The sequence below is a fragment of the Oerskovia paurometabola genome (genome assembly GCF_016907365.1).
GTDB lineage: Bacteria > Actinomycetota > Actinomycetes > Actinomycetales > Cellulomonadaceae > Oerskovia > Oerskovia paurometabola.
Genome location: NZ_JAFBBV010000001.1, coordinates 1,449,043 through 1,461,997, shown reverse-complemented (window position 1 = coordinate 1,461,997; position 12,955 = coordinate 1,449,043). Strand labels below are relative to the sequence as shown.

Sequence of the window (12,955 nt, the reverse complement as noted above, 5' to 3'; positions counted from 1 at the left end):
TACACACAGTCTGCGACGCACACGGAGGTAGCGATGCCCGACCCCATGATCGACGTCCGGGGCCTCACCAAGGCCTACGGATCCCACGCCGTCCTGCAGGGCGTGGACCTGACCGTCCGGCGCGGCGAGATCTACGCGCTGCTCGGACCCAACGGCGCGGGCAAGACCACCGCCGTCAACATCCTCACGACCCTCGTCCGACCGGACGCAGGGACCGCGAGCATCGCGGGGCACGACGTCGTCCGCCAGGCCGCGAGGGTCCGCGAGGTCATCGCGCTGACCGGCCAGTACGCCTCGGTCGACGGGTTCCAGACGGGCGAGGAGAACCTCGCGATGATGGCCACGCTCGCAGACCTGCCCCGCGCCGTCGTGGCGGCCCGCACGGCCGAGCTGCTCGACCGCTTCGACCTGACCGACGCCGCACGGCGCCGCGTCGAGACCTACTCGGGCGGCATGCGCCGCCGCCTCGACCTGGCGATCAGCCTCGTCGCGGACCCTCAGGTCCTGGTCCTCGACGAGCCGACCACCGGCCTCGACCCGCAGTCCCGCACCGAGCTGTGGGACGTGGTCCGCGAGCTCGCCGCCGACGGCATCACGGTCCTCCTCACGACCCAGTACCTCGAGGAGGCCGACCGCCTCGCCGACACCATCGCGGTCCTCGACGGCGGGCGGATCGTGGCCCGCGGCACCGCGAGCGAGCTCAAGGCCCTCGTCCCGGGCCAGCACGTGCGGGTCGACGTCGAGGACACGCGCGCCCTCGCGGCCATCCAGGACCTCGGGCTCGAGATCTCCGGGACCGACCCCAAGGACCTCGCGGCCATGGTGCCCACGACCGACCCCCTCCGCACCGTCCGTGACGTCCTCGCGCTGGCCGACGAGCGCGGCATCCCCGTGACGGGCGTCAGCGTGGTCAAGCCCTCGCTCGACGACGTCTTCCTCGCTCTCACGGGATCGCGGGCGTCGCGGGCCGCGAGCCCGTCCGCAGCCCCCGGCCCGGCCGACCAGCAGGCACCCGCACCGACGAAGGCAGGCACCCGATGAGCACCACCGCCCCAGAGACCGCACGGGCCACGCGCCCCACCCCCGGCCGCCGGGCGGCGAGCACCGCCCGCAGCACCCGGCACTCCCCCGCGGCCGCGCTGCGCGACGTCTCGGCCATGACCGGCCGCGAGCTGCGCCGCACGCTGCGCAGCGTCGACGGCCTGGTCACGGCCCTCATGCTGCCTGTCCTGATCATGCTCGTGTTCGTCGTCGTGTTCGGCGGCGCGATCGAGGACGACGGCAGCTACGTCGACTACGTCGTGCCCGGGATCCTGGTCCTGTGCCTGGGCTTCGGCTCGGCGACGGCCGCCCTCTCGGTCGCGCAGGACATGACGAGCGGCACGACCAACCGGTTCAAGACCCTGCCGATCTTCGGCCCGTCGGTCCTGTGGGCCCACGTGCTGGCCAGCACGGTCCGCAACCTCGTCTCGGCGACCCTCGTCCTGCTCGTCGCGGTCGCGCTCGGCTTCACCCCCGGCGCGGACCTGGGCGGCTGGGTGGGTGTCGCGGGCTACCTCGCGCTCATGGTCCTGGCGTTCACCTGGCTGAGCTGCCTCGCGGGCCTGGTCCTGAGCGTGGACGCCGCAGCGAGCTTCAACATGTTCTTCCTGTTCGTGCCGTACCTGTCGAGCGGTTTCGTCCAGGTCGAGACCATGCCCACGTGGTTGCACGGCTTCGCGATGCACCAGCCGTTCACGCCCATCATCGAGACGTTGCGCGCGCTGCTCTCGGGCACCTCGGCCGCGGGGAGCCTCGTGCCCGCGATCGCGTGGCTCGTCGGGATGTTCGCGGTCTCGTGCGCCCTGGCCTCGGTCCTGTACCGCCGCCGGACGGCGCACTGAGCGCGGACCTGAGCGGACGAGCGACACGGTCGCCGCGGCCCGTCCCGACACGTCCCCGACCGGACCCGCGATGATGTACCCATGACGGACACCACCGATCCCGGCCTGCCCCACGCCATCGCCCTGGCGTGGGGCGTGGCCGAGAACCCGCAGCGCGGCCCGCGCCGCGAGCTGAGCATCGAACGGATCGTCGAGCAGGCCATCGAGATCGCCGACGCCGAGGGGCTCGGGGCGCTCTCGATGAGCAAGCTCGCGACGGCCCTGGGGTACACGACCATGTCGCTGTACCGCTACGTCACGAGCAAGGACGACCTGCTGCTCCTCATGCAGGAGCAGGCGATCGACATCGATCTCCCCTCGGGCGCCCGGGCCGAGGTCGACGCGGTCATGGAGGGGCGCATCCCCGACGGCGACGAGCCCACGTGGCGGCGCGGCCTGCGCGAGTTCGCGCTCGCGACGCTCGCGGTCTACGAGGCCCACCCGTGGTTCCTCGACGTCGCGGTCCAGGGCGTGCCGCTCACGCCCAACAACCTGCGCTTCGTGGACCTGGGCCTGCGCGCGATGCACGGGACCTCGCTCACGGACGAGGACAAGCTCGCGATGATCATGCTCGTCACGAGCTACGCGCAGAGCGCGGCCCGGATCCAGCGCGAGCTGCGCGGCGCCCGGCAGACACCTGGCGGCCGGGACGTGACCGGCGCCGCGTACGCCGAGGTCTTCTCCGAGCTCGTGACGCCCGAGCGCTTCCCGTTCCTGCACCCCGTCGTGGCGTCGGGGGCGTACCTGAGCGAGGACGACGGGGTCGACGACGTCGTGTTCGGCCTCGAGCGCGTGCTCGACGGGATCGGGGTCTACATCGACCGCTCGCCCGCCGAGCGCGCGGACTCGCCCCTCCCCTCGTCGCAGGAGCGCGCTGCAGCCGAGGCCTACGCGCGCGACCCCCAGGTCAAGGAGGCGTCCAAGGCGCGCCGCGAGGCGGAGAAGGCGGTCCGAGAGGCCGAGAAGCGGCTCAAGGAGGCGCGCAAGCGCGAGCGCGACGCGGCGAAGGCCGCTGCCGAGCGGGTGGCGCGTTGACCTAGCGCGTGCCCGACGACGTCTCGTCGGTCGCGCCGTCGGCCGCAGCCTGGGCGTCGGTGGCCGACGCGCCCTTCCCCTCGACAGGTGCACCGTCGGCCGGGGCGGGCGGTGTCACGTCGCTGCGCATCGCACCGTAGCGGGGCGCCCCCGACGGCGTGGTCCAGCGCGGGTCGGGCGTCCGGACCGGCGGCGCGGGCTGGGCCGGTGCGTCGGTCGGCTGGACCGGGCTCACGACCGGAGCGGGCGCCTGCGGCTGCTGCGCACCCCACGGCTGACCGGGCTGCCCCTGGTGCTGACCGGGCGCCTGGCCCGGCTGGCCCCAGTGGCCCGGCTGCGCGGGCTGTCCCGTCTGGCCCGCGACCGGCGGGACCTGACGCGCGACGGCCGCGGCGCCGTCGGGCATCTGGGACAGGAGGCGACGCGCGTCGCCCGCCCGCTCCGCGAGGCACAGCAACGAGTACGACGACGCGACGATCTGGCTCGACGACGTGAAGTCACGCTTGCCGCCCGTGAGCGAGTACGACAGGACCGAGAACAGCAGGCCGAAGCCCGCACCCAGACCGATCGCTGCGAGCATCAGCCCGCCCCCGCTGTTGAACATGTACAGCAGCAGACCAACGAACAGGCCGAACCACGCACCGGACGCGAGGCCCGCGAGCGCCACCCGCCCGTACGTGAGGCGGCCCATGACCCGCTCGACCATGCGCAGGTCGGTGCCGACGATGGTCACGTACTCGACGGCGAACTTGTTGTCGGAGAGGTAGTCGACGGCCTTCTGCGCCTCGAGGTAGGTCGCGTAGGACGCGATCTGCTCCCCGCTCGGCGGCGTCGGGACCTTGGGCGCGGAATTGGGACGAGTCATGCTCATCTGCCCAGTCTCCCGTACATGTGGGCGTGAGGCGAGGGGGTTCGCTCTGGGGGGACGGCCGGAGTGCTCAGACCGCGTCGAGCACGGCCAGCAGGCGTACGACCTCGTCCCGCATCGCGTCGCGGCCCGCACCCAGGTACTTGCGGGGGTCGACGACGGTCGGGTGCTCGTCGAGGTAGGCCCGCAGCGCCCGCGTGAGCGTGTTGTTGAGGTGCGTCGAGACGTTGATCTTCGTCATGCCCTCCTTGACCGCGCGCGTCAGGTCGTGGTCGGCGACCCCCGACGAGCCGTGCAGCACCAGGGGGACGGGGACGGCGGCGCGCAGCTCGGCGATCCGCTCGAAGTCGAGCGACGCCGTCCGGTCCGTCATGGCGTGCGACGAGCCGACCGCGACCGCGAGCGCGTCGACCCCGGTCGCCGCGACGAACGCGACGGCCTCCGCAGGATCGGTGCGCACCCCGGGGGCGTGCACGCCGTCCTTGCCCCCGACCTTCCCGAGCTCGGCCTCGACGAAGACCCCGCGGGCGTGCGCCTCGCGCACGACGTCGGCCGTGGCCTCGACGTTCTGCTCGTAGTCGAGCGCGGACCCGTCGTACATGACCGAGGTGAACCCCAGACGGACGGCCTCGCTCACGAGGGCACGGTCCTCGGCGTGGTCCAGGTGGACCACGACGGGTGCGCTCGACGCGCGGGCGATCGCGAGCGTCGCGAGGGCGATCGGCTCGAGTCCGCCGTGGTACTTCGCGGCGTTCTGGCTGATCTGCAGGACGACGCCCGTGCCCGCGCGGGCGGCCGCGGCGACGAAGGCCTCGGCGTGCTCGACCTGGATCACGTTGAAGGCTCCGACCCCGCGGCTCTCGGCGCGGGCCCGGTCGACGAGCTGGTGGGCGGTGACGAGCGGCATTCAGTCCTCCGTGGTTCTGGTGTCGATCAGGTTCTCGGCGAGGACGCGCGCGCCGAGGCGGCGCACGTCCTGGGGGTCGACCTCGCCCGCGACCGGCTGCAGCACGGCTGCGGCCGACGTGGCGACGGTCAGGGCCAGTCGCTCGGCCCAGGGCCTCCCGGCGCTCACCGCGAGCGCCGCCATGGCCGCGTCGCCCGCGCCCGTCGGGTTGCCCTGCACGGGGACGTCGAGCCGTGCGCGGGCCGCCGGGGTCGTGGACCCGGGCTCGAACGCCGCGAGGCCCTTCTCGCCGTCGGTCACGACGACGTCGCGCGCCCCCAGCCCTTGCAGCGCGGCCACGCCCTCGGCGAGGCCGGTCTCACCGGTCGCCTCCGCGAGCTCGGCCCGGTTGGGCTTGAGGAGGTCGGCGCCCGCCCGTGCGGCCCACAGCAGGCCCGGTCCCGAGGCGTCCACGTGGACCGGGCAGCCGGCCGCGCGCAGCGACCGCACCAGGTCGGTGAACCTGTCCTGCGTCGTGCCCGCGGGCAGCGAGCCGGAGATCGTGACGACCGTCCCGTCCCCCACGAGCCCGACCGCGGTGCGCACGAACAGCGCCCACTCCTGCGCGGTGAGCGGCGCCCCGGGTTCGTTGAGCACCGTGGGGTGACCGCCGTCGTCGGGCCCCGCGTGCTCCGGGACCACCGCGACCGCCTGCCGCAGCGCCCCCGCGACGGGCACGAGCGACGCGGGCTGTCCCGCGGCCTCGAGGTCCGCCGCGAACGCAGGCCCGAGGAGCCCGCCCACGGGGGCGACCGCGACCGAGTCGCCGCCCAGCGCCCGCACGACGCGGGCGACGTTGACGCCCTTGCCGCCCGCACGGGCCGCGACCGAACGGACGCGCAGCGCCTCGCCCGGGTCCAGGCGGTCGACGCCGTAGGTCACGTCCCAGGCCGGGTTCGGTGTGAGGCACAGGACCCGGACCTGCTGGTCGCCGCTCACATCGGCTCCAGGTCGTTCGTGGCCACCGCGTCCCACGCGAGGACCGTCGCGCCGTACGTGCCGGCGGCCGAGCCCAGCACGGCCGGGACCAGTCGCGGGGCCGGGTGGATGGTCAGGTAGGACCGCACCGCGGCGTCGAGGGGGACCATGAGGTCGTCGCCCGCGCGCACGAGCCCACCGCCGACCACGACGACCGGGAGGGCCAGGACGCGGACCATCGCGGCGACGAGCTCGCCGAGCCGGTCGACCGCGCGGTCCCACACCTCGCGGGCCACGGCGTCGCCCGCCGTCGCCCGGGCCAGGACCTCGGCCGAGCCGGGCACCTCGAGAGCAGAGGCGCCCGTGCGCTCCCGGTAGCTGCGCGCCATGCCCGCGGCCGACGCGTAGGTCTCGGCGCACCCGCTGCCGCCGCAGGGGCACGGCGTCCCGCCGCGCACTCCCCCGTGGCCCAGCTCGCCCGCGAAGCCGCGCCCGGCGTAGACCTCGCCGCGCAGCACGATCGCCGCGGCGATGCCCGTACCGACCGACACGTACGCGTGGTCGGGCTCGCCGCGGCCCGCGCCGAGACGGGCCTCCGCGAGGCCGCCCGCACGCACGTCGTGGCCGAACCCCACGGGCAGTCCCGTCGCGTCCGCGACGACCTGCCGCAGCGGCAGGTCCACCCAGTCGAGGTTCTCCGCGTTCAGCACGACGCCGGCGTCCTCGTCGACGACGCCGGGCACCGCGAGGCCCACGCCCCGCACGTGGTAGCCCGCCGGGACCTCGGCACGCAGCGCCTCGACCGCCGCCAGGACCGCGGCGACCGAGGCCTCGGGCCCCTGCGCGGCACGCGTGGGTGCCACGCGCTCGAGGAGGATCTCGTCAGGTTCGCCCGGGCTCGCACCGCGCGCGACCAGCGCCGACTTGATGTCCGTCCCGCCGACGTCGAGCGCGATCACCGCCGGACGGAGCCCCGCCGTCCCCGCCGCGGGCTCCGGGGCGGCGGGGAAGGCGGGCTGCTCCTCCCCGGGCCTCATGATGCGACGTCCTCCAGGATGATCGAGCGCGTCAGGTGGCGCGGGGCGTCGGGGTCCAGGCCCTTGCGCTCGGCGTTCGCGACCGCGAGGAGCTGGCAGCGCACGAGCGTGAGCTGAGCGTCCTCGTCGAAGCGGACCACGAGGGCTCCCGTGCGCTCGACGTCCTCGACCAGCCCCGGGACCTCGGCGCCGAGCAGGATGACCGCGCTCGTCTCGTCCGAGATGCTGATGGGACCGTGGCGGTAGTCCATGGCCGGGTACGCCTCGGCCCAGGCGAGCGACGCCTCGCGCATCTTGAGCCCCGCCTCGTTCGCGAGCCCCACGGCCATGCCGCGCCCCAGGAACGTGAACTGGGTGCGGTCCAGGACCTCCTCGGGGACCTGCCATCCCACGACGTCCTCGGCCGCTGCCGCGAGCGCCTCGACGTCGTCGCCGAGTCCGGCACGCAGGAGCGTGAGCGCGGCCGTCGCGAACCGGGTCTGGACCACGGACTGCTCGTCGGCGAAGGGCATCACGACCACGTCGTCCGCGGCGCCCGCACCGGGCGAGGTCGGGTCACCCACGATCGCCAGGGTGCGCTGCCTGCCGCCGAGCACGTCGAGGAGGTGCAGGATCTCGGTCGTGGTCCCGGAGCGCGTGATCGCCACGACCCGGTCGTAGTCGCGGCCCACCGGGTACTCGCTGCCCGCGAACGCGTCGGTGACGCCCTGGCCCAGCTCCTCGCGGCGGGCCGCGTAGGCCTGCGCGACGAACCAGGACGTGCCGCAGCCGACGATCGCGACGCGCTCGCCCGGCTGCGGGAGGACCGCCGCGCGCTCGGCCGCGAGGCGTGCCGCCTCGCGCCAGACCTCGGGCTGGCTCGCGATCTCGGTGCTGACGTGGGAGGTGCTCATGGTGTCGAACCCTTCTGGTGGGGCCACCGGGTGCGCGGACCGCGCACGCCCGGAGTCCGTCATGGTGCGGACGTCGTGGACGGGACGCCGGGAGGGGCGGGAGGTGCCGTCGGGACGACGACGACCTCGACCCCTGCGTCCCGCAGGGGGGCGAGCTGCTCCTCGGTCGCGCCCGCGTCGGTGACGAGCGTGGTGACGGCGGACAGGTCGCAGATCTGCGCGAACGAGCGGACCCCGAGCTTGTCCGAGGTCCCGACGGCGACCACGGCGCGCGAGTGCTCGACCAGGGCGGTCGTGACACCGGCCTCGTCGGGGTCGGCGCACGTGAGCCCGGCGTGCTCGTCGATGCCGACCATCCCGACGACGAGCACGTCGAGCCACAGGCTCCGGGCCATCGTCACGGCGAGAGGTCCGGTGAGCTCGTAGGACTGCGCGCGTGCGGTCCCGCCCAGGCACACGGTCCGCACCTGGGGGCGCAGGACGAGGTCGGTCGCGATGTTGAGCGCGCTCGTGACGACCGTGTAGACGTGCTCGCCGTGCCGAGCCGCCTGCTCGGAGGCCTGGTCGGAGATCTCGCCGAGCATCTTCGCGACGAGCGTCGTGGTGCGCCCGCCGTTGAAGCCGACGACGGGCTGGCCGGTGTGGCGCTGCGCGACGAGCCGCGCGGCGGCCTCGGCCACGAGCTGGCGGTCGTCGACCTGCTGGCCGTAGCGACCGGGCAGGCCGTAGGCGACGGACGCCGCGACCACCCCGCCGTGGGTGCGGTGCGCGAGGCGCCGGTCGGCCATCTGGTCGAAGTCGCGGCGCACCGTCGACTCGGAGATGCCGAACTGCTCGGACACCTCGGTCACGGACAGCCGCTGCCGGTCGGCGAGCAGCGCGAGCATGCGTTCCCACCTGACGGACTTGCTGAGCCCGCCTGGTGCGTCGCCGACGGTCGGGTCTTCGTGGCGTGCCATGCGTCTCTCCCTGCCTCGGGGGCTGCGGCGCCTGCGCTGCGAGCCGGACCACCTGATGAACCCGCGTGACTGATTCTGACGGATTGAGGTCCGTTCCTGTCAGATTCAAGCAGACATCGTGGCGGGCGTCCAGCACGCTGCCACCGCCCGGGCCGCTCGGCACACGGTCGGCACAGGGTCGGCACCTCCTCTCCTCCAGGTCGCCGGACCGTCGAGGCGCCACCGCACCGCGCGGTGCGTAGTCTTGCGACGTGAGTGCAACTACCCGCGTCTTCGTCGCGCGCCTGGCCGGTACGGCGGTGTTCGACCCCCTCGGTGACCAGGTCGGACGCGTGCGTGACGTCGTCGTCCTCCTCCGCCCCAAGGGGGCCCCGCGCGCCGTCGGCCTCGTGGTCGAGGTGCCCGGTCGACGACGCGTCTTCCTGCCCCTGACCCGCGTCACGAGCATCGACGCGGGACAGGTCATCAGCACCGGCCTGGTCAACATGCGCCGCTTCGAGCAGCGCGCCATGGAGACCCTCGCGGTGAGCGAGCTGCTCGACCGGACCGTGCAGTTCGTCGACGGCTCGGGGTCCGCGACCGTCGAGGACCTCTCGATCGAGAAGCAGCGCACGGGCGACTGGCTCGTCAACCAGCTCTTCGTGCGCCGTCACACGACCCCCAACGCGCTGGGGATCCGGCGGCGCGGCGACGCGTTCGTCGTCGAGATCGGCGCGGTCACAGGCCTCGCCGGGACGCCCGAGACCCAGGGCGCCGCCCGCCTGCTCGCGGCCTACGACGACCTCAAGCCCGCCGACCTCGCCGACGTCCTGCACGACCTCGGCGACACGCGCCGCCTCGAGGTCGCCACGGCCCTCGACAACGAGCGCCTCGCCGACGTCCTCGAGGAGCTCCCCGAGGACGACCAGGTCGCGATCCTCTCGGGCCTCGACACCGACCGTGCGGCCGACGTCCTGGAGGCCATGCAGCCCGACGACGCCGCCGACCTCCTGCACGAGCTCCCCCAGGAGCAGGCGGCCGAGCTCCTCGAGCTCATGGAGCCCGAGGAGGCGCGCGACGTGCGCCGGCTCCTCGCGTACGACGAGGACACCGCGGGCGGTCTCATGACGACCGAGCCCGTGGTCCTCGGACCCGAGACCACGATCGCCACGGCCCTCGCGCAGATCCGCCGGCAGGACCTGCCGCCCGCGCTCGCCGCGCTCGTGTTCGTCGTGCGCCCCCCGCTCGAGACGCCCACCGGGCGCTTCCTGGGCGTCGTGCACTTCCAGAAGCTCCTGCGCGAGCCCCCGCACGTGTCGGTCGGGTCGGTGCTCGACTCCGACATCGAGTGGGTGCGCCCCGACGCGCCGCTCGGGCGCGTCACGCGCCTGCTCGCGGCGTACGACCTGCTGGCCCTGCCCGTTCTCGACGACGAGAAGCGCCTGCTGGGCGCCATCAGCGTCGACGACGTGCTCGACCACATGCTGCCCGACGACTGGCGCGAGACGGACGACGACGCGGACGAGACGAGCCTCGGCACGCAGACTCCCGCGTCCTCCGCCTTCCCGATCCGCCGAGGAGGTCTCCGTGGCTGAGCGCCTCGACACGCCCAAGGCCGCGCGCCGCACCCTCCTGCCGCGCGTCCGCGTCGAGCAGGACGCGTTCGGCAAGATCTCCGAGGGCATCGCCCGGTTCATGGGCACCCCGCGGTTCCTGCTCTACATGACCGTGTTCTGCCTCCTGTGGCTGGGCTTCAACACGTGGGGACCCGAGTCGCTGCGCTTCGACTCCGCGGCCCTGGGCTTCACGGCCCTGACGCTCATGCTCTCGCTCCAGGCGTCGTACTCGGCCCCCCTCATCCTGCTGGCGCAGAACCGCCAGACGGACCGCGACCGCGTGAGCGCAGAGCAGGACCGCCAGCGCGGCGAGCGCAACCTCGCCGACACCGAGTACCTCGCGCGGGAGATGGCCGCGCTGCGCATCGCGCTCAACGAGGTCGCGACACGTGACTTCGTGCGCTCCGAGATCCGCAACCTGCTCGAGGAGCTCGACGAGAAGGAGTCGGAGCGCGCCGCGGAGGCCGCCGACGTCGGCCGCTCGACGACAGGCTCTGCGGGCTCGACGGGCACGTCCGGCCGGGGCGGGCTCGACTCCCCGCTACCACGTTCGACGTCCGGCCGCGGCGCGAACCGCGACGGGCGCCGCGCGACCACGGGACGCCGCGGGCCGGACGCCACGACCGAGCAGTAGGGCGGGTCCGAGCGGTCCGGGGCGGTCCGGGCCCGCTCCAGGGCCTCGCGCGGTCAGGCGGTGGCTACTGCATCCCCTCGTTCGCGACGGCGCGCAGCCGGTCCACGAGCGCGGGGTCGCCGTGGACCGTCAGCCCCTGCCGGTCGGCCCGGCCCCACAGCCACAGGTCCAGCGCCCACGCCGGGCCCGAGACCTGGGCCGTCGTGGACCCGGGCAGGTCCACGAGCTGCGCCGAGTCGAGGTCGTACGCCGTGCCCGACTCGGGGCCGACCCCCGTGAGCCGCCCGAACGCGAGCTCCCACGACCGCGGCGTCTCCCCCGGCCCGTCGACCGCGACCGAGACCGTGCTCCCGTCGGGCGTGAACGTCCCCCAGGCGGGGATCCCGTCGACCAGGACGCGCAGGACCTCGTCGACCCCGTCGGCCGCGACCTGCGGGTCGGCGCTCGTGACGTCGCGTCCTGCGGTCTGCTCGGCGTCGACCCGGTGCACGAGGGCCTCGTGGGCCTGGCGCCGGGACACCCACCCCACGGTGCGCCCCGCGTCGTGCCAGGACCAGCACGGCTCGGACGGGTCGCGGCCCGTGAGGGCCGCGAGCAGGCGCGCGGTGGCGGTCGCGGCGAGGTCGGGCAGCGCCGCGTCGTGCGCCGGACGCGCGAGGGGAGCGACGTCGTCGGCGTCGAGGCCCTCGCCCGCCGCAGGCCCGACGACGGCGCTCCAGAAGGACTGCACCTCGGCCAGGTGGTACGTCAGGTCCGCGGCGCCCCACTCCGGGCAGGCCGGGACCCGCGCCCCTGGCGGCGCGGCGCGCACCGCGTCGAGGAAGAGAGCCGAGTCGCGCGCGATCGAGGCCAGGGCGTCCATCCTCGAACGCTAGCGGGCCCGCTTAGGATGGGGCCATGGCTGGCGGCTCTGCAACACCCACGACCGACGTTCTCGAGGATCTCGTCCGGACGGCTCTGACCCAGGTGATGGACCCGGAGATCCGGCGCCCCATCACCGAGCTCGGGATGGTCCGGTCGGTCGAGGTGACGGGGGGCGCCGAGGGCGCCGCGCCCGGGGACGGCACTGCGGCAGGCGGCGCGCGCGTCGTCGTCGGCGTCGACCTGACCGTGGCGGGCTGCCCCATGAAGTCGACCCTCGTCAAGGACGTCACGGCCGCGGCGCAGACCGTGCCGGGCGTGGGCGAGGTGAGCGTCGACCTCGGCGTCATGAGCGCAGAGCAGCGCACCGAGCTGCGCACCATGCTGCGCGGAGGCGTGGGCGAGCCCGAGATCCCCTTCGCCAAGCCCGGCTCGCTGACCAAGGTGTACGCGATCGCGTCGGGCAAGGGTGGCGTCGGCAAGTCCTCGGTGACCGCGAACCTCGCGGTCGCCCTGGCCGCGGACGGGCTCAGCGTGGGGGTCGTCGACGCCGACATCTACGGCTTCTCGATCCCCCGCATGCTCGGTGTGGACCGCCAGCCCACACGCGTCGACAACATGCTCCTGCCGCCCGTCGCCCACGGGGTCAAGGTCGTCTCGATCGGCATGTTCGTGCCGCAGGGACAGCCCGTGATCTGGCGCGGCCCCATGCTCCACCGGGCGCTCCAGCAGTTCCTCGCGGACGTGTACTGGGGCGACCTCGACGTCCTGCTCCTCGACCTGCCGCCCGGCACGGGCGACATCGCGATCTCGGTCGCGCAGCTCCTGCCGACCAGCGAGATCCTCGTCGTGACGACCCCGCAGGTCGCGGCCGCCGAGGTCGCGGAGCGTGCGGGATCGATCGCGACACAGACCCAGCAGGGGATCGTGGGCGTCGTCGAGAACATGTCGTGGCTCGAGCAGCCGGACGGGTCACGGCTCGAGCTGTTCGGGGCCGGCGGCGGGGCGAAGGTCGCGGCGAACCTCACGGCCGCGACGGGCGGACCGGTCGAGCTGCTCGGGCAGGTCCCCCTGGACATGTCGCTGCGCGAGGCCGGGGACGACGGCACCCCCGTGACGCTCTCGGACCCCGACTCCCCTGCGGCCGTCGCCCTGCGCGGCGTCGCGCGCAACCTGGCCGCCCGCAGCCGCGGCCTCGCGGGTCGACGGCTGGGTCTCTCTCCCGTCTGACCCCGCCCCTCCACCGCCCGAACGTCGCGAAGGCCCGTCTCCCCCGGGGGCGGGCCT

Annotated in this window: 13 protein-coding genes; 6 read left to right on the top strand and 7 right to left on the bottom strand. The window is 74.3% G+C overall.

Annotated features, from left to right (window positions below; genetic code table 11):
* The first annotated feature begins 33 nt into the window (after positions 1-33).
* The 3 genes from JOD48_RS06525 (at position 34) to JOD48_RS06515 (ending at position 2,957) form a co-directional block, all read left to right on the top strand.
* Positions 34-1,041, top strand: a complete 1,008-nt coding sequence (locus JOD48_RS06525) for an ATP-binding cassette domain-containing protein (protein WP_204808147.1) — start codon at positions 34-36, stop codon at positions 1,039-1,041.
* A complete protein-coding gene (locus JOD48_RS06520; protein WP_239527340.1) occupies positions 1,038-1,883 on the top strand; it encodes an ABC transporter permease in 846 nt (281 codons plus the stop codon). The genes JOD48_RS06525 and JOD48_RS06520 overlap by 4 nt, the downstream gene beginning before the upstream one ends.
* Positions 1,884-1,964: 81 nt before the next feature.
* Positions 1,965-2,957 carry a TetR/AcrR family transcriptional regulator gene (locus JOD48_RS06515; RefSeq protein ID WP_191789383.1) on the top strand — a complete coding sequence of 331 codons (993 nt, stop codon included), beginning with the start codon at positions 1,965-1,967 and terminating at the stop codon, positions 2,955-2,957.
* 1 nt (position 2,958) lies between these two features.
* On the opposite strand, the gene JOD48_RS06510 is transcribed toward JOD48_RS06515, so the two are convergent.
* The 6 genes from JOD48_RS06510 to JOD48_RS06485 all read right to left on the bottom strand — a co-directional run bounded on the left by JOD48_RS06510 (position 2,959) and on the right by JOD48_RS06485 (position 8,578).
* Complete coding sequence (locus JOD48_RS06510; RefSeq protein ID WP_191789384.1) at positions 2,959-3,828, bottom strand: YflT domain-containing protein; 870 nt, start codon at positions 3,826-3,828, stop codon at positions 2,959-2,961.
* Between the two features lie 67 nt (positions 3,829-3,895).
* Complete coding sequence (locus JOD48_RS06505) at positions 3,896-4,732, bottom strand: class II fructose-bisphosphate aldolase (protein WP_191789385.1); 837 nt, start codon at positions 4,730-4,732, stop codon at positions 3,896-3,898.
* Positions 4,733-5,710 (bottom strand): 1-phosphofructokinase family hexose kinase, encoded by a 978-nt coding sequence (locus JOD48_RS06500; RefSeq protein ID WP_191789386.1) that lies wholly within the window; start codon positions 5,708-5,710, stop codon positions 4,733-4,735.
* A complete protein-coding gene (locus JOD48_RS06495) occupies positions 5,707-6,726 on the bottom strand; it encodes an ROK family protein (RefSeq protein ID WP_204808145.1) in 1,020 nt (339 codons plus the stop codon). Before JOD48_RS06495 ends, JOD48_RS06500 begins: the two co-directional genes overlap by 4 nt.
* Positions 6,723-7,619 carry an SIS domain-containing protein gene (locus JOD48_RS06490; RefSeq protein WP_204808143.1) on the bottom strand — a complete coding sequence of 299 codons (897 nt, stop codon included), beginning with the start codon at positions 7,617-7,619 and terminating at the stop codon, positions 6,723-6,725. Before JOD48_RS06490 ends, JOD48_RS06495 begins: the two co-directional genes overlap by 4 nt.
* A 59-nt stretch (positions 7,620-7,678) precedes the next feature.
* The gene (locus JOD48_RS06485) at positions 7,679-8,578 is read right to left on the bottom strand and encodes a DeoR/GlpR family DNA-binding transcription regulator (RefSeq protein WP_191789389.1); all 900 of its coding nucleotides are present in this window, start codon (positions 8,576-8,578) and stop codon (positions 7,679-7,681) included.
* Positions 8,579-8,829: 251 nt separating this feature from the next.
* Between JOD48_RS06485 and JOD48_RS06480 the strand changes: the two genes are divergently transcribed.
* Entirely contained in the window at positions 8,830-10,152 is a 1,323-nt protein-coding gene (locus JOD48_RS06480; protein WP_138825306.1) for a magnesium transporter MgtE N-terminal domain-containing protein, read from the top strand.
* Positions 10,145-10,807 (top strand): DUF1003 domain-containing protein, encoded by a 663-nt coding sequence (locus tag JOD48_RS06475; protein WP_204808141.1) that lies wholly within the window; start codon positions 10,145-10,147, stop codon positions 10,805-10,807. The genes JOD48_RS06480 and JOD48_RS06475 overlap by 8 nt, the downstream gene beginning before the upstream one ends.
* 64 nt (positions 10,808-10,871) lie before the next feature.
* Here JOD48_RS06475 and JOD48_RS06470 read toward each other — a convergent pair whose 3' ends face one another.
* Positions 10,872-11,669: a maleylpyruvate isomerase N-terminal domain-containing protein gene (locus JOD48_RS06470; protein WP_204808139.1), complete on the bottom strand. Its 798-nt coding sequence runs from the start codon at positions 11,667-11,669 to the stop codon at positions 10,872-10,874.
* Between the two features lie 35 nt (positions 11,670-11,704).
* Here JOD48_RS06470 and JOD48_RS06465 point away from each other — a divergent pair, with 35 nt between their 5' ends.
* Positions 11,705-12,898 carry an Mrp/NBP35 family ATP-binding protein gene (locus JOD48_RS06465; protein WP_204808137.1) on the top strand — a complete coding sequence of 398 codons (1,194 nt, stop codon included), beginning with the start codon at positions 11,705-11,707 and terminating at the stop codon, positions 12,896-12,898.
* Positions 12,899-12,955: the final 57 nt, after the last annotated feature.